We start from the raw sequence: 16,165 nt of genomic DNA, 5'->3' as shown, positions 1-16,165 counted from the left end.
AGCATTTCTCATTAAGGATGAGAAATGCTCCTTTGTGAATTTTGACTATTACATCCACCATTTTTCTGCACTGAATATTCCTGCTTCTTGTTCAATAATATGCGCTATCTGAAAAATGACTTCTTCAGAAAAAGGTTTACCAATCAATTGCAATCCTAGAGGTAAACCATTTGATGACAGACCAGCAGGAACAGAAATTCCTGGTAAACCAGCCATATTGACTGGTACCGTAAAAATATCATTAAGATACATTGCTACAGCATCAGTTTTTATTTTTTCATCAGCAATACCAAAAGCAGGTGTTGGTGTTGCTGGTGTCAAAATAGCATCAATGCCTGAAGCAAAACATTGATCAAAATCACGTTTTACGAGTGTTCTTACTTTTTGAGCTCTTAGATAACAGGCATCATAATAACCAGATGAAAGGACATAAGTCCCCACCAAAATACGCCGCTTAACTTCATTACCAAAACCAACAGAACGTGTATTTTCATACATCTCAATGATGTCTTTTCCAGGCATGCGCAAACCAAAACGCACACCATCATAACGCGCTAAATTAGAAGAGGCTTCTGCAGGAGCTATAATGTAATAAGAAGGTAGAGCATATTTTGTATGAGGCAAAGAAATATCCTTAATCTCAGCACCTGCTTCTTTTAACCAATTTATTCCTTTTTGCCAAAGCTCAATAATTTCTGGAGACATTCCATCCACATGATATTCTTTTGGAATACCTATTTTCATTCCTTTGATTGATTGACCAAGATAACTCTCATAATCAGGAACTGGTAAATTGACGGAAGTAGAATCTTTTTCATCAAAAGAGGCCATTGATCTGAGTAAGATAGCACAATCACGAACATCTCTGGCAACAGGTCCAGCTTGATCAAGAGATGAAGCAAACGCGACAACGCCCCATCGCGAACAACGTCCATAAGTTGGTTTTATTCCTACAGTTCCAGTAAACGCTGCTGGTTGACGTATTGAGCCACCTGTATCTGTTGCTGTTGCCCCAGCACAAATTTGTGCAGCAACAGCGGCAGCAGATCCTCCCGATGAACCACCGGGTACGAGTTTTTCATTCGAGCCTTTTTTTCTCCATGGACTAATAACGGGGCCATAATATGATGTTTCGTTGGATGAGCCCATAGCAAACTCATCCATATTAAGTTTTCCTAACATCACAGCACCGTCTTGCCATAAATTAGCTGTGACAGTTGATTCATAGTGCGGTTTAAAACCATCAAGGATATATGAACAGGCTTGAGTATGAACACCATAGGTTGCAAAAAGATCTTTAATCCCCAAGGGGATTCCTTCTAAAAGCCCTCCCTGCCCTTTCGCTAAGCGACTGTCTGATTCAGCAGCCATTTTCATTGCCTGTTCTGCTGTTATTGTTACATAAGCATTCAAAATTGGATTAGCTAATTCTATTGCTTGTAAATAAGCTTCCGTTAATTCTGTTGCTTTGAGATTCTTCTTTGTTAAAACATCACGAGCTTGCGCAATTGTGAGGGTTGTTAAATCAGTCATATTGGTTCTCAAATTTCAAAAATATAAAAAATTACTCAACAATTTTTGAGACAAGAAAAAAATTTTCTTCTGTAACAGGAGCATTGGCTACAATATCTGCTGCTTTATCACCATCTGTAACACTATCTTCACGCATTCGTAGAGTCATTGGCATCACAGATGTTAATGGCTCAATTCCACTGACATCAACTTCATTCAATTGTTCTACAAAACCTAAAATAGCATTGAATTTTTTTGTCACAGGTTCTATCTCATCATCGTGGAGGGCAATCCTTGCTAAATGTGCTATCCGCTTGACTGTCTCTTGATCAACAGACATACTCTTTACGCCTTTCTGCTTTTTTGTTTATTTATTGATCTTTATTCTGGCTATACAAGGCTGCACTTGTAAGTGCAAGAATATTAGATAACATGAATAAAGAATATAACTATAGATCTGAAACATTAAAAAACGTATTATCCCCTTATGACTGTTATTAATATAGATGAAGTTATAACACATCTTTTGCCTAAACAAACAATAGCAGGCTTAGATTTAGGGACAAAGACTATCGGAATTGCCATTTCTGATATGGGGCTGACTGTTTCAAATCCACGTCCTGTACTACAGCGAAAAAAATTTACAGAAGATGCTTACACACTTATTAAAATTTTTGACCGTGAAAATGTAGGCGTTATTATCATTGGCTTACCTCTTAACATGAATGGAAGCAGTGGCTCTCGTGTTCAAGCAACCAGAGCTTTTGTGAGCAATATGAAAGCTTATACAAAAATTCCATTTGTTTTTTGGGACGAACGTTTATCAACAATTGCTGCGGAACGGTCTCTTTTAGAAATGAATGTATCGCGCGCTAAAAGAGCAAGCCGTATTGATTCGGCAGCCGCCGCTTTTATATTGCAAGGTGCTCTCAATAGAATTCAACACTTTCATCATATGGAAGGATAGAGGACATTGAGCAAATGCCCTGCATTATATCGTGCGATGAGCATCCCGTAAGAAGATCTCCATTGTCCCCCAAGGCGGCTTTCCATATAGGCATTTGCAACATGTTCTATGTCTGTAGAACGTAATGCTGCTGCTGCTGCTGCATAAGCTACCTGTTCAACAAAAAACCTTCCTGCACCTTCATTTGCTGATGCCATATCACCTGCTGACTTAATGATTTCAATTGCTCTGGGTCCCGCTGGTCCAATATCAAGAGCAATTTTTTCCAACAATTTCTGAAACAATCCCGGTGCTTTTTCAGCAATAAGAATGGCATCCTTTACCAATTGATTAGCAGAACTATTTCTCACAATTCGCGCAGGCCCATTATGCAACATTTGTGATAATGGATTATTCTCTATAAAACTTTCAATACCAAGTTGTGCAATAATTTCACCAATAATAGGCACAACCAATTGACTTACATGATAAGCAATAATAGGTGTCATAATACGGGCAAAAGCTGCTTCAGAACGGTCATTTGCTGCATTGTCAAATGCTCTCGCTAAACGCAAAACCAATGCTTGTGAGGCAGCTATATCTAATGCAATATCTGCAAAAATACGTTCTGTCAGTGGAGGTAACGGCTGATTGGGCATTTTTTTCCGGAAAAAATCTATACCAAATTGAAGAGCCGCTCGTAAAACACCTGCCGATATGACAGATTGATCGAAACGCATCATCGTCTCGATATCTTTAATAACTTTAAGCCCTTCTCCAGCATTTCCCAAAAGCCAGCCATAACTGCCTTGGAAATCGACAACCCCCTCTGGTGTTAAAAGTTCTCCAGAACGCTGAATTAAATGACGAATCGATATAGATCCATTTAATGCGCCATTTTCTTGTATGCGTGGAATAAAAAAACAACTTAAATGACCATTTAAATCTGCACTAACAAGATATCCGTCAGCGGTAGGATTAATAACATTGGTTTTTACAACATTTAAACGATATAGATCACGTTCCATACTTTCATCGAAAGAAATTTTCTTAACACTTGGAAAATTGAAAGCGTATTTTTCAATATCGTCAAATGCACAAGTTAGAGAAGCAGCCTTTTTATGATGAATAGGCTTTGATGAAGAATCATATTGGCGTGATAAAAGTACATTTTGCCATTTTTTGAAGAGCTCAATATCACTAATTAAAACAGCAATAGCTGCACTCGTTATGATAACTTCATTTAAATGTCCTGTTTCTAAACCAGCAGATAAAGCTAAACGAATCGCACGCGCTTGATAGCGTACTCCATTTTCTGAACTCGCATTTTCCCAAAGTGAGGTAACCAAACCTGCTTGTCTAGAATATTGTTGAAGAGCTTGATAGGAAGAATGGATCTCTAATTTTTCTGTTGGTTGCCCCCATTCATCATTATAGCATAGTAAAGGCTTATAATGATTCGCTAAGCAAGAAAGTTTCCATGCTTCTCGACTCGCGGCAAAATCCCCTATTTCTTCAAAACTTGCTAACAAAAACTTAGGCAAAGTAGAAGCAATACGAAACATAAGCGTATCGCTAAGAAATGTATTTTTTCGACGAGTATTTTGCGCAGATACAGCACTCATAGGTATATTCCTACATTCAAATCATTCATATCATAGACTATTTGTCTTTTTAGAGTTAAGAAACATTTATCATATTCAAACAAATGCTTGTTTAACCTGTTTAGAGAGAGATAAAGAAGAATGCTATGATGCAAGATAATTTTTTTCCACTTTTCCCTCATCAACATCTTTTAGCTATTAAAGATCTAAGTGTACAAGACCTTAATACATTGCTTGATCGTGCAGAAGCAAATGTTATCCTTTCTAACAAAATTGATAAAATAAAATCTACTTTGCATGGACGGACTCAAATTAATCTCTTTTTTGAAGCCTCTACGCGAACACAATCTTCTTTTGAATTAGCGGGTAAAAGGCTAGGTGCACATGTGATGAGTCTTGCGATCGGCAACTCATCTGTAAAAAAGGGAGAAACATTACTTGATACAGCTACAACTCTCAATGCGATGAAGCCAGATATACTGGTTTTTCGCCATAACAGTGCAGGAGCGGCAGCTTTATTAGCGCAAAAAGTTGATTGTTGTGTTATTAATGCAGGTGATGGTGCTCATGAACATCCAACCCAAGCTTTATTAGATGCTCTAACCATTAAAAGGGCAAAAGGTCGTATTGAAGGATTAACTGTTGCGATTTGCGGAGATATCTTACACTCACGTGTTGCCCGTTCCAATATCTTGTGTCTTAATGCTTTGGGTGCTCGTGTTCGTGCTGTTGCTCCCTCAACACTCTTACCCGCAGAAATCGCTCATATGAGTGTTGAGGTTTTTAACACGATGAAAGAAGGTCTTAAAAATGCTGACGTTATCATGATGTTGCGCTTACAGCATGAACGGATGACAGGCTCTTTTATTCCCTCTACGCGTGAATATTTCCATTATTTTGGCTTACATAAAGAAAATTTAGCCTATGCCAAAAATGATTCTATTATTCTGCATCCTGGCCCATTAAACCGTGGTGTAGAGATTGCATCCGACATAGCAGATGGACCACAAAGTATGATTCATACACAAGTAGAAATGGGAATTGCAGTGCGTATGGCTGTCATGGAGGCTTTATTAGATTCACGCGCAAAGATCAGTGGAGAAAAAAAATGATAAAACCAATTGTTTTTCAAAATGCTCGTATTATTGATCCTTCGCGCACAATCGATGAAATTGGTACAGTTATTGTTGAAAATGGACGAATTATAGCCGCTGGAAAAGAAGCTCTGAATCAGGGATTCCCTGAAGAAGCAGAAGTTATTAACGCACAAAACAAAGCAATTCTCCCTGGACTCGTTGATGCGCGCGTTTTTGTTGGAGAATTAGGGAATGAGCATTGTGAAACAATTGCATCAGCAAGTCAAGCGGCCGCTGCAGGTGGTATTACTTCCTTTCTTATGATGCCAAACACGCATCCAGTTATTGATAATATTGCTCTGATTAAATTTATTACGCATACAGCACAGGAAATCTCATTGGTCAATATTTATCCCGTTGCTTCAATCACACAAGGTTTCAACGGACAAGAAATAACCGAATTTGGTTTGCTCAAAGATGCAGGAGCCGTTGCTTTTAGTGAAGGCAAAAAAACACTTCAAAATTCATCTGTTATGCGGCGTGCAATGACTTATGCACGCGATTTTGATGTTCCATTGATGCATGAAACGCAAGATAAAGATCTTACAGGGCAAGGTGTGATGAATGAAGGACTGCTTGCCAGTTGGCTTGGTCTTTCTGGCATCCCTCGCGAAGCAGAAGTTATTCCACTTGAAAGAGATCTGCGATTAGCAGTATTAACGCAAACACGCTATCATGCCGCTCAAATATCGACAGCACTCTCTGCTGATGCATTTCGTTTAGGTAAAAAACGCAGTGAGAAAATTTCAGCGGGTGTATCTATTAATCATTTATCTTTCAATGAAAATGACATTGGTGAATATCGCACCTCTTTTCGCTTAATGCCCCCATTGCGTACAGAAGAAGACCGTATAGCAATGATTGAAGCAATAAAGGATGGGACTGTAGATGTTATTGTCTCTTCTCATGATCCTCAGAGTATCGACAAAAAACATTTACCATTTAATGACGCGGCAGTTGGCGCTATTGGTATGGAGACCTTATTGAGCGCAGCCTTACGCCTTTATCATGATGAGAGCCTATCTCTTCTACGGATAACGGAACTTTTGTCAACGGCGCCTGCAAAGCTCTTTGGACTCAATGCAGGAACACTCAAAAAAGGTGCTCATGCAGACTTTATTGTGGTTGATCTTGAAGAACCATGGGTTGTTTCGAAAGAGAAGCTCTATTCACGTTCAAAAAATACCCCTTTTGATAATGCACGTTTTCAAGGACGTGTGCTCCAGACCTTTGTGAAAGGGAAATCCGTTTTTAAACTTGATCAACAAACTTAATGAGATTCTTAATGAATGAAGCAGAAATATTTTTTCAGTCCACTCCATGGTTTATTTTCCTCATATCTTATCTCATTGGCTCGATTCCATTTGGTCTTCTTTTTACGAGATTGTTCAAAATTGGTGATATAAGAACAATCGGTTCCGGCAATATTGGAGCAACAAATGTTTTACGAACAGGAAATAAAAAGCTTGCTGCTCTAACACTTCTTTGTGATATGTTAAAAGGAACTATCGTTGTTTTGATTATAAAGTTTTTTAGTAATCCGCTAGACAATAGTATACTTGTTTCTCTAGCGGGTTTTTTTACTTTCTTAGGACATCTTTTCCCCGTATGGCTTAAATTTAAAGGTGGCAAAGGTGTTGCTACCTATCTAGGGGTCTGTTTAGGAATCTATTGGCCCGCAGCAATTATTTTTATTATTGTATGGAGTGCGATTTTTCTTCTCATGCGTTATTCTTCATTATCTGCGCTTATTGCTGTTACGATCACACCGATATTTGTTTTTTATTTTTCCGCTTCTTATTTCTATTGTATGCTGATTGTGATGAGCGTATTTGTGTTTATAAAACATTCTGCAAATATCAGTAGATTATTAATTGGGGAAGAAAGTAAGATTGGTACGCAACACGGAGATAAATAAAGGAATCCTGCTTACTGATCGTCAACGTCTAAGCTGGTTACGGTTATTGCGCAGTGAAAATATTGGAGCTGTTAGTTTTCGTAATCTCATTGATCATTATAAAACAGCAGAAAATGCTCTGGCAGCGCTGCCAGAGCTTAGTAGAAAAGGTGGTGGTTCTGTATCTATAAAAATAGCAAGCTTAGAAGATGCAGAAAAAGAAATGCAAGAAGCTGAAAGATTAGATATTCGGTTCATCGGTATGGGCGAACCAGATTATCCAGCTTTTCTTAAGGTTACAGAAGCCCCTCCGCCGCTTATTGCTATCAAAGGTAATATTTCAATTTTTCAAAAAACTTCTATTGGAATTATAGGTTCTCGAAATGCTTCAGCTGCTGGGAAAAAGCTTACGGCTCAATTTGCGCGTTTTCTCGGAGAAGCAGACTTTGTAACAATTTCTGGTCTCGCTCGTGGAATTGATAGCGTTGCGCATCAAGCAAGTTTAAAAACAGGAACTGTTGCAGTCATGGCTGGAGGAATTGATCATATCTATCCTCCTGAAAATAAAAAGTTGCACGAAGATATTATCGCCAACGGTGGGGCCATCATCAGCGAAATGCCCATTTCTTGGAAGCCGCGTGCTATCGATTTTCCAAGAAGAAACCGTATTATTGCAGCTCTATCACTTGGTCTCTTGGTTGTAGAGGCAGCCCTGCGCTCAGGGTCCTTAATTACCGCACGTCAAGCAGCTGAAATGGGACGGTTAATTTTTGCCATTCCCGGTTCTCCACTTGATCCAAGATCTGTTGGTACAAACAATCTTATCAAAGACGGTGCTCTACTCACCACACATCCTTCTGACATTATAGAAACACTTACGCCATTAATTTCACCGCTTCCAAATTCGCAACTCAATTTTTTTGAGGAACCATCCTCTTTACAACTTGAAAAGGAGAATTTTAATTTAGCAGATGAAAAAAACAGCGGTCTCTCTTCAGCAGATGACAATGCAGCACGTGCAGCAGTTCTCTCCGCTCTTTCAACAACGCCAATCGATTTAGACACACTTAGTATCCACTCAGGTGTTTCACTCCCAGCTCTCTACCTCTTGTTGGTAGAACTCGACCTTGCTGGAAAGCTTATTCGACACTCTGGTGGTTGTGTGTCATTGTCGAATCTTGATCTTCCCCAAGAGCCTCAGCACTATTAATAATGCTTTGCCCTTCTTTGGCAACCATATCCAAAAGCAATGCTAAAAGCGGACTATGCGCCTGACGCGCCATCTGATTCATTTGCTTTGACATGTCTGTAATATATTGGATAACTTTTAAATGATTTATAAACATAATCCTCTATCCTTGAGCATTTCCCCTCCTACCTCTCAATAGACGTCTTAGTATTTCGCCGTATGTTTTTGTAATAACAGTGGAAAATAAATCGTGTAATTCTATATAGGGTGTATTCTAATAATGACAATCATAAGTTGTACAATATTCATGTTTTTTATATGGCTAATATTTTTTTATGTGCTCTTAAGCAATTGGCATTAGCTATTCGCGTAAAAGGCGTTTATAAAAAAATTTTTATTTCAATATTTGGGTAAAATTATGAATATCGTTATCGTTGAATCTCCAGCAAAAGCAAAAACAATTAATAAATATCTTGGATCTCAATACAAAGTTGTCGCATCATTTGGACATGTTCGTGATTTGCCTGCAAAAGATGGTTCTGTTTTACCGGATCAAGATTTTTCTATGAAATGGGATATAGATTCTGCTGCCGCTAAACGTTTAAATGAAATAGCAAAAGCCGTTAAAGAAGCCGATAGCCTTATATTAGCAACAGACCCTGATCGTGAAGGGGAAGCTATTTCATGGCATATTCTGGATGTTCTCCGTCAAAAAAAAGTTTTAAAAGATAAACCTATTAAAAGAGTTGTCTTCAATGCCATCACCAAAAAGTCTGTGCTTGATGCTATGAACAATCCACGTGATATTGATACATCACTTGTAGATGCTTATCTTGCACGTCGCGCTCTTGATTATCTCGTTGGTTTTACACTTTCACCTGTTTTATGGCGGAAACTTCCTGGTGCCCGTTCAGCAGGACGCGTTCAATCGGTTGCTTTGCGTATTATTTGTGATCGTGAATCAGAAATAGAACATTTTATCAAAGAAGATTATTGGTCCATTACAACACAGTTAAAAACCATCCGAAATGATAGTTTCCAAGCAAGATTGACAATGTTTAATCAAAGAAAAATAGGCAAGCTTGATATTCAATCTCAAGAACAAGCAGACCAAATTCGCCTTATGTTGGAGCAAGCCCAATATCATACACTCAGTGTTGAAGCAAAACCTACAAAGAGAAATCCTTTTCCTCCATTTACAACCTCCACACTACAACAAGCAGCTTCTTCAAAATTAGGATTTTCAGCTTCTCGCACTATGCAAATTGCCCAAAAGCTTTATGAAGGCATTGAAATTAATGGTGAAACGGCAGGGCTGATTACTTATATGCGTACCGATGGTGTGCAAATAGCACCAGAAGCTATTGATTCAGCACGAAAAGTTATTCATGAAACTTTCGGTAAAGACTATATTCCTGAAAAACCACGTTTTTATTCAACAAAGGCAAAAAATGCACAGGAAGCACACGAAGCGATCCGTCCAACAGATTTTCAACGCAATCCTAGTCAAGTCCGTAATTTTCTCGATAGCGATCAAGCAAAGCTCTATGAGCTGATATGGAAGCGTGCTATTGCCAGCCAAATGCGTTCTGCTGACATTGAACGTACAACCGTTGAAATTGAAGCACAGCAAGGAGAAAACCGTGCAAATCTACGAGCAACAGGATCTGTTATTCGCTTTGATGGCTTTATTTCCGTCTACACGGATCAACGAGACGAAGAAAATAATGAAGAAAATGAAACAACACGTTTACCACAAATAAACACTGGTGAAGCACTTACAAAAGAAAAAGTTGAATCCGTACAACATACCACAGAGCCCCCTTCTCGTTATTCTGAAGCTTCATTAATTAAAAAGCTTGAGGAGTTAGGAATTGGTCGTCCTTCGACTTATGCCTCCACATTGGCGACATTGTGTGACCGTGGATATATTGTCATTGATAAACGAAAGCTTATTCCCGATGCTAAGGGACGTATTGTTACGGCCTTTCTTGAAAATTTCTTTAATCGCTATGTAGAATATGGTTTCACAGCAGATCTTGAAGAAAAGCTGGATCTTATATCTGACGGCAAACTTTCTTGGAAAGACGTCTTAAGGGATTTTTGGGATGGATTTAATGCATCTATTAGCAATATCCAAGAACTCCGTATAACCAATGTCCTTGATGTTTTAAATGTAACATTAGCACCTCTCGCCTTTCCTGAACGCGAAGATGGAAGTGATGTGCGTTCCTGTCCTCTTTGTAAAAATGGTCAATTATCATTAAAACTCGGTCGTTATGGTGCTTTTGTTGGCTGTTCCAATTATCCCGAATGTAAATACACACGCCAACTTGGTACAGATACTGGAGAAGATAATGAAGCTGTACGCAATGATGAACCTGTTATACTTGGTATTGACCCTGAAACAGGAAAAGATATCTCTCTTCGCAATGGCCGGTTTGGACCCTATATTCAACTTGGTGAAAGCAAAGAAGTTAAGCGTGCAGGACTACCAAAAGAGTGGCAGGCAGAAAATGTAACCCTTGATAAAGCCTTGGCTTTACTATCCCTTCCCCGTGAAATTGGCATTCATCCTGAAACTGGAAAAATAATCACGGCTACGATTGGACGATATGGTCCCTATCTTAGCCATAACGGAAAATCTGCGCGCCTTCTTCATGCAGATGAAGTTTTTGATATTGGTATCAATCGCGCTGTTACAGTATTGGCAGAACAACAAGAAAACAAAACCAAGCAAAGCAGAACAACACCTGAAGCATTGGCAACATTAGGAGAGCATCCAGAAGGAGGAACCATTACCGTGCGCAACGGGCGTTATGGTCCTTATGTCAATTGGGGTAAAATTAATGCAACATTGCCAAAAGATAAAGATCCCATTAGTGTAACACTTCCAGAGGCACTAGAACTTATATCGGCTAAAGCATCGAGTAAAAAAACAACTTCAAAAAGAGCTTCTTCTAAAACAAAAGCAAAAATAAAAGAGACATAAATTTTGGCTAAAGGTGAAAAAAACATAAAATATCTCTCTTCATTCAAGGGGAAAACTTTTCCCAATAAGGAAGCAATCCTTTCCTTTATAATTGAGAATCCTAACTACTCAAGTAAACGAGAAATCGCTAAAGCTTTTAACTTAAAAGGCGATTCTCGTATCTGGCTTAGAGATATGTTACGTGAGTTAAAGGATCAAAATCTCATATCTAAACACCACAAAAGAGCAATAAACAAAGGAAAATTACCCCCTGTTTCTTTAGTAAAAATTAGCGGACGTGATAAAGATGGAAGTTTTATTGCACAACCTCTTGAATGGGAAGATTCTCCAAAGCCCAATATTGAAATACACTCTTTTCATCACATAACAGGAAGTAATATTGGTGTTGGAGATCATATTCTTGTAAAAGTTTTTCGAAATAAAAATTCTGAAAGCTCAAGCCATCCTTATACGGGACGAATTATTCGTAAAATTGATGTATCTCCCAAAAGCGCATTTGCTATTGTACAAAAATTTGAAAATAATCAATGGCGCCTTGATCCTATAGACCGCAAAACCAATGAACTCATTGTTGAAATGTCTCCAGAAATGAAGATTCAAATTGGTGATCTCGTTGAAGTCGAAATAAAAAAAAATACTGGTTACGGATTAAAAAGCGCAAAAATAAAGAATGTTTTAGGGCACATTAAGAGTGAGAAAACACTCTCAATGATAGCGCTTCTTTCGAAAGGAATGCCTTATATTTTTCCTGAAAGTGTTCTTGAGCAAGCCAAACATATCAAAGCTGCCAATATGGATAATCGTGAAGATTGGCGACAATTACCCTTTATTACAATTGATCCACCAGATGCAAAAGACCATGATGATGCAGTTTATGCAACCAAGGATAAGGATCCAGCAAATAATGATGGTTGGATTATTATTGTAGCCATTGCAGATGTTTCTTATTATATCAAAACAGGAAGCGCTTTAGATAAAGAAGCATTGAAACGTGGAAATTCTGTTTATTTTCCCGATACCGTTGTGCCAATGTTACCTGAACGCCTTTCTCATGATTTATGTTCTCTTCGTGAAGGAAAAGAAAGACCAGCTTTAGCCGTTCGTATGATTTTTGATGCAAACGGTAATAAACGAAAACATAGTTTTCATCGTACTATGATTCGTGTAAGAGCCAAACTTTCTTATCAAGAAGTACAATTGGCAATTGAAGGTAATATAAATGAAAAAATAACCCCTCTTTTTGAGAGCATTTTGCACCCCTTATGGGAAGCCTATGCATGCCTTAAAGCTGCGAGAAATCGTCGCCAACCACTAGAATTAGAAATTGCAGAAAAAAAGATTATTCTTGATCAAAATGGATGCATAAAAGATGTTGTGAGTGAAACACAATTAGAAGCGCATCGTTTAATTGAAGAGTTTATGATACAAGCTAATATTGCAGCTTCTGAAACATTAAAACAACATCACCAGCCGCTCATTTATCGTATTCATGAAAAACCTTCTCTTGCTAAGCAAGAAATACTTCGGAGCTTTCTTCAAAGTTTGGGGATACCACTCTCCCGCGGAAGCGAACTTACCTCAGCGCGCCTTAATAGAATTTTAGAAAAGGTCGCTCATACTCAACAACAAGAACTAGTCAATCAAGTTATTTTGCGTTCACAATCACAAGCAGAGTACAACCCTAAAAATAGTGGCCATTTTGGTTTGAATTTGCAGAACTATACACATTTTACATCACCAATCCGTCGTTATGCTGATCTCATTATTCATCGAGCACTCATTAAAGCTCTCAAATTAGGAAATGATCAATTAACAGATACACAAGAACAAAATCTTGCAGAAATTGCTACGCAAGTTTCTTTATACGAACGCCGTGCAATGATGGCTGAAAGAGAAACGATTGATCGGCTTGTTGCTCACTATTTAACGAATAAAATCGGTCGTATTTTTACAGGCCGCATTTCCGGAGTTACAAAAGCAGGTCTTTTTATCTCACTTGATAAACTCAATACAGATGGTTTTGTCCATATTTCTACACTTAAAAATGATTATTATCATTTTGATGAAGCACAACATGCTCTTGTAGGACAGCGTAGCCATAAAGGCTATCAGCTCAGTGATGTTGTAGAAGTAAAACTTATAACGGTACAACCTTTTGCTGGCGCTTTATGCTTTGAACTGTTAACAAAACCTCGTCCAATAAAATTTTCACCGACATCCTACCATAAAAACAAATTAAAAAAACAAAAGTATACTTTTTATGGGAAAAGAAAAAATTAAGCTTCTTGCCCTCCATTGAATATAATATGAATAATAAATTCAATTTAAGAAATGACTTATATTATATAATATTTATATGTACAATCTTCTTTCTTTAGTATACAAGAGGATAAATTTTATTGTTAAGTCTATAATAACCATATAAAAATCTTGCAGTTTTTTATACTTAGAAAATGAGAGAAACTGCAAAGGATAGTTTTGGCTCCCTTTCATTTCAGCTCATCTTTTCATTGTTTAAATAAACAAGAGTACCTTAAGCCATTCTCATGAAAAAAAAACCTTTTGACTCTCAAAATAATTCTTTGCGTGCAATTATTGCCGCTATTGCAACTATTGGCACTGTTGGAACAGCATTGGCAATGGGAACACAACTTGTCTCTCTTCTTATGGCAGAGAAAGGACTTTCCAACAGTACAATCGGCTATAGTGGAACAGTTGGTGGAATCGCCACAATTATTGCAGCTATTTTTACGTCTCGAATTGCCTTATGCTTAGGAATCGCTCAAACAATATTGCTTATGATGGCGATAGGATCTTTAAGTTTTTTAGGATTCTATTTTTTTGATCCCATATGGATTTGGTTTATTTTAAAGTTTATATTACATTTCAGCATGACAGTTATGTTTATCCTATCAGAGTTTTGGATCAACAGTTATGCTCCCCCCAAAAAACGCGGTTTGATCCTTTCTATTTATGCTATTGTCTTAGGATTAGGGTTTATAATAGGTCTAACGCTGCTGGCAAAAGTGGGAACACAAGGATTTATTCCTTTTGCTGTTGGATATAGCCTTATTATACTTGCTACTATACCAATTCTTACCGCTTGGAAATTAAGTCCAGAATTTCAAAAAAATCAATATATGCCATTTTTTCGTTATCTTTTTCACGTTCCAAGTGCAATGATGGCGGTCCTTGTTTACGGGGCCATTCAAATGGGCGTATTAACTCTTATAATACCCTTTAGTTTATCCATTGGTTATAATGAGAATGAAGCAGCACATTTTATGGCAACCCTTGCATTTGGGAATATTTTCCTCTTAATTCCTATCAGCATTATAAGCGACTACGCCAAAGATCGACGCTACCCGCTGATGAGTTGCGCTATTTTAGGTTTTATAGGAACTTTTATAGTACCATGGATTCTTCAATATCCATGGATTCTGATGCTTGATTTGTTTTTTCTGGGTGGTGTATCAGCGAGCCTTTATACAATTAGTCTTGCACATTTAGGAGCCCGTCTCAAGGGGCAAGAGCTTGCTGCTGCTAATTCTGCTTTTATTTTTTGTTATGGAATTGGTATGCTCATCGGACCGACCTTTATCGGAAAATCCATGGATATCTTTAAACACTTTGGTTTTTCAATAGCCATGGCTGTTTTTTTCGGTTTATATGTCATTTTGGTGTTTGTCCAACTTATGAGAAAATTAATCAGCTCTTGACTTTTTTGAGAACATCCGTAGTGTTGCCGGAAAATCTGATGATGTCGGAAATAAGTTTTGACAGAAATAATATTTTTTCAGTATAAATAGGGTATTTACATTATGGCTAAAGCAGCAACCATTAAGATCAAGCTTTTATCAACTGCAGATACTGGTTTTTTCTATGTAACAAAGAAAAACAGCCGTACAATGACAGATAAAATGAGCAAGCGTAAATATGATCCAGTTGTAAAAAAGCACGTTGAATTTAAAGAAACAAAAATTAAATAAATAAAATTATTATTAAATTGATAGATTTTATACTCCAAAAGAAATGTTGGAGTATTGCTCTTCAAAGTTATTTTTTGAGGGGTGTTTTTTTATTTCCTTAAGTTTAAAAAGTTTACTTTAAACTTTGTATGTTTTGTACGGATTTGGATAAGTTGATTTATTATTTAAGTTGCTTACATATATTCTGTATGAGTATTTGATTATTGTGATATCTAATGAAAATTTTGTCATTAAAACGAAACACTGTTTCGTCATATGAATAAAGTTTCTCGGGTCAATTATAAACAATACTAAAATAGAGTTATAATAATGTTAGCAGTTTCTTTATTTCATGAAAAAATCTTTTTCTCATTTTAATCTAAGAAGCTTTAATCTAAAAGTTATCGGTTTCAGTATTTTTGTCGCTGCTAGCATTCTTATCATTATGTCAACTTATTTTAAGAAAACTCAGCTGTTGCCTCAAAAAGAAAAATTTTCTTCTCAAAACACTGTTGAAGGAAATGCATTAATCATTGATGGCGATACCATTATGATTTCTTCAATTAAGATTCGACTAGCTGGAATTGATGCTCCTGAACTCCACCAATTTTGTGGAAAAAAGGAAGCGCGCTACCCTTGTGGGCTTGAGGCAAAGAAATATTTAGAAAAACTATTAAAAAATCAAACTGTTACATGTCACTGGCAAAAAACAGATAAATATCGCCGTATTCTTGCAACATGTAAAACAAAACAAGTTAGCAATATCAACGCAACACTTGTACATAATGGTTGGGCTGTAAATTATTATGAATACCCCAAAGAAGAGCAAGAAGCTAGAAAGAAAAAGAAAGGAATATGGGCATCAAGTTTTCAACGACCAAAAGAATGGCGCAAAGCAAATCCTCGCACAGAATAAGAAAA

Annotated in this window: 14 protein-coding genes; 10 read left to right on the top strand and 4 right to left on the bottom strand. The window is 37.3% G+C overall.

Annotation, left to right across the window (positions count from 1 at the left end; genetic code table 11):
• Positions 1-48 precede the first annotated feature (48 nt).
• Positions 49-1,533, bottom strand: a complete 1,485-nt coding sequence (gene gatA, locus ACFIK3_RS03350) for an Asp-tRNA(Asn)/Glu-tRNA(Gln) amidotransferase subunit GatA (protein WP_273791025.1) — start codon at positions 1,531-1,533, stop codon at positions 49-51.
• A 31-nt stretch (positions 1,534-1,564) separates the two neighbouring features.
• Positions 1,565-1,852 (bottom strand): Asp-tRNA(Asn)/Glu-tRNA(Gln) amidotransferase subunit GatC, encoded by a 288-nt coding sequence (gatC, locus tag ACFIK3_RS03345; protein WP_273791024.1) that lies wholly within the window; start codon positions 1,850-1,852, stop codon positions 1,565-1,567.
• A gap of 147 nt (positions 1,853-1,999) precedes the next feature.
• Between gatC and ruvX the strand changes: the two genes are divergently transcribed.
• Positions 2,000-2,479, top strand: a complete 480-nt coding sequence (ruvX, locus tag ACFIK3_RS03340) for a Holliday junction resolvase RuvX (RefSeq protein ID WP_375625758.1) — start codon at positions 2,000-2,002, stop codon at positions 2,477-2,479.
• Here ruvX and ACFIK3_RS03335 read toward each other — a convergent pair.
• Positions 2,464-4,083: an acyl-CoA dehydrogenase family protein gene (locus tag ACFIK3_RS03335; RefSeq protein ID WP_273791022.1), complete on the bottom strand. Its 1,620-nt coding sequence runs from the start codon at positions 4,081-4,083 to the stop codon at positions 2,464-2,466. The two genes, ruvX and ACFIK3_RS03335, sit on opposite strands and share 16 nt — an antisense overlap.
• A 125-nt stretch (positions 4,084-4,208) precedes the next feature.
• On the opposite strand from ACFIK3_RS03335, the gene ACFIK3_RS03330 reads away from it, so the two are divergent.
• Genes ACFIK3_RS03330 through dprA form a run of 4 tightly spaced genes read left to right on the top strand, consistent with a single transcriptional unit; the run spans position 4,209 to position 8,305 of the window.
• Positions 4,209-5,174 carry an aspartate carbamoyltransferase catalytic subunit gene (locus tag ACFIK3_RS03330; RefSeq protein WP_273791021.1) on the top strand — a complete coding sequence of 322 codons (966 nt, stop codon included), beginning with the start codon at positions 4,209-4,211 and terminating at the stop codon, positions 5,172-5,174.
• Positions 5,171-6,472: a dihydroorotase gene (locus ACFIK3_RS03325; protein WP_273791020.1), complete on the top strand. Its 1,302-nt coding sequence runs from the start codon at positions 5,171-5,173 to the stop codon at positions 6,470-6,472. Before ACFIK3_RS03330 ends, ACFIK3_RS03325 begins: the two co-directional genes overlap by 4 nt.
• A gap of 11 nt (positions 6,473-6,483) precedes the next feature.
• Positions 6,484-7,116, top strand: coding sequence for a glycerol-3-phosphate 1-O-acyltransferase PlsY (plsY, locus tag ACFIK3_RS03320; RefSeq protein WP_273791019.1), 633 nt, complete (start codon positions 6,484-6,486; stop codon positions 7,114-7,116).
• Positions 7,073-8,305, top strand: coding sequence for a DNA-processing protein DprA (gene dprA / locus ACFIK3_RS03315; RefSeq protein ID WP_375637615.1), 1,233 nt, complete (start codon positions 7,073-7,075; stop codon positions 8,303-8,305). The genes plsY and dprA overlap by 44 nt, the downstream gene beginning before the upstream one ends.
• Here dprA and ACFIK3_RS03310 read toward each other — a convergent pair.
• Positions 8,235-8,441 (bottom strand): hypothetical protein, encoded by a 207-nt coding sequence (locus tag ACFIK3_RS03310; protein WP_005773510.1) that lies wholly within the window; start codon positions 8,439-8,441, stop codon positions 8,235-8,237. The genes dprA and ACFIK3_RS03310 overlap by 71 nt on opposite strands.
• A gap of 261 nt (positions 8,442-8,702) precedes the next feature.
• Here ACFIK3_RS03310 and topA point away from each other — a divergent pair, with 261 nt between their 5' ends.
• From topA to ACFIK3_RS03285, 5 genes are all read left to right on the top strand, one after another.
• Positions 8,703-11,276: a type I DNA topoisomerase gene (topA, locus tag ACFIK3_RS03305; protein WP_273791017.1), complete on the top strand. Its 2,574-nt coding sequence runs from the start codon at positions 8,703-8,705 to the stop codon at positions 11,274-11,276.
• A 3-nt stretch (positions 11,277-11,279) separates the two neighbouring features.
• Complete coding sequence (gene rnr / locus ACFIK3_RS03300) at positions 11,280-13,556, top strand: ribonuclease R (protein WP_273791016.1); 2,277 nt, start codon at positions 11,280-11,282, stop codon at positions 13,554-13,556.
• A 266-nt stretch (positions 13,557-13,822) separates the two neighbouring features.
• Positions 13,823-14,995, top strand: coding sequence for an MFS transporter (locus tag ACFIK3_RS03295; RefSeq protein ID WP_375667937.1), 1,173 nt, complete (start codon positions 13,823-13,825; stop codon positions 14,993-14,995).
• A 102-nt stretch (positions 14,996-15,097) separates the two neighbouring features.
• Positions 15,098-15,265, top strand: coding sequence for a 50S ribosomal protein L33 (gene rpmG / locus ACFIK3_RS03290; protein ID WP_004864083.1), 168 nt, complete (start codon positions 15,098-15,100; stop codon positions 15,263-15,265).
• Between the two features lie 331 nt (positions 15,266-15,596).
• A complete protein-coding gene (locus ACFIK3_RS03285) occupies positions 15,597-16,160 on the top strand; it encodes a thermonuclease family protein (protein WP_375611942.1) in 564 nt (187 codons plus the stop codon).
• Positions 16,161-16,165 lie beyond the last annotated feature (5 nt).

Origin of the sequence: Bartonella sp. CB10SXKL (assembly GCF_042195515.1) — a bacterium.
Classification (GTDB): domain Bacteria; phylum Pseudomonadota; class Alphaproteobacteria; order Rhizobiales; family Rhizobiaceae; genus Bartonella.
This window is presented reverse-complemented; position numbering and strand designations above follow the sequence as displayed.

Excerpts from the sequence above, each read along its gene's own strand:
- gatA (WP_273791025.1), bottom strand. The coding sequence starts at position 1,533 with ATGACTGATTTAACAACCCTCACAATTGCGCAAGCTCGTGATGTTTTA.
- gatC (WP_273791024.1), bottom strand. The coding sequence starts at position 1,852 with ATGTCTGTTGATCAAGAGACAGTCAAGCGGATAGCACATTTAGCAAGG.
- ruvX (WP_375625758.1), top strand. The coding sequence starts at position 2,000 with ATGACTGTTATTAATATAGATGAAGTTATAACACATCTTTTGCCTAAA.
- ACFIK3_RS03335 (WP_273791022.1), bottom strand. The coding sequence starts at position 4,083 with ATGAGTGCTGTATCTGCGCAAAATACTCGTCGAAAAAATACATTTCTT.
- ACFIK3_RS03330 (WP_273791021.1), top strand. The coding sequence starts at position 4,209 with ATGATGCAAGATAATTTTTTTCCACTTTTCCCTCATCAACATCTTTTA.
- ACFIK3_RS03325 (WP_273791020.1), top strand. The coding sequence starts at position 5,171 with ATGATAAAACCAATTGTTTTTCAAAATGCTCGTATTATTGATCCTTCG.
- plsY (WP_273791019.1), top strand. The coding sequence starts at position 6,484 with ATGAATGAAGCAGAAATATTTTTTCAGTCCACTCCATGGTTTATTTTC.
- ACFIK3_RS03310 (WP_005773510.1), bottom strand. The coding sequence starts at position 8,441 with ATGTTTATAAATCATTTAAAAGTTATCCAATATATTACAGACATGTCA.
- topA (WP_273791017.1), top strand. The coding sequence starts at position 8,703 with ATGAATATCGTTATCGTTGAATCTCCAGCAAAAGCAAAAACAATTAAT.
- ACFIK3_RS03295 (WP_375667937.1), top strand. The coding sequence starts at position 13,823 with ATGAAAAAAAAACCTTTTGACTCTCAAAATAATTCTTTGCGTGCAATT.
- rpmG (WP_004864083.1), top strand. The coding sequence starts at position 15,098 with ATGGCTAAAGCAGCAACCATTAAGATCAAGCTTTTATCAACTGCAGAT.
- ACFIK3_RS03285 (WP_375611942.1), top strand. The coding sequence starts at position 15,597 with ATGAAAAAATCTTTTTCTCATTTTAATCTAAGAAGCTTTAATCTAAAA.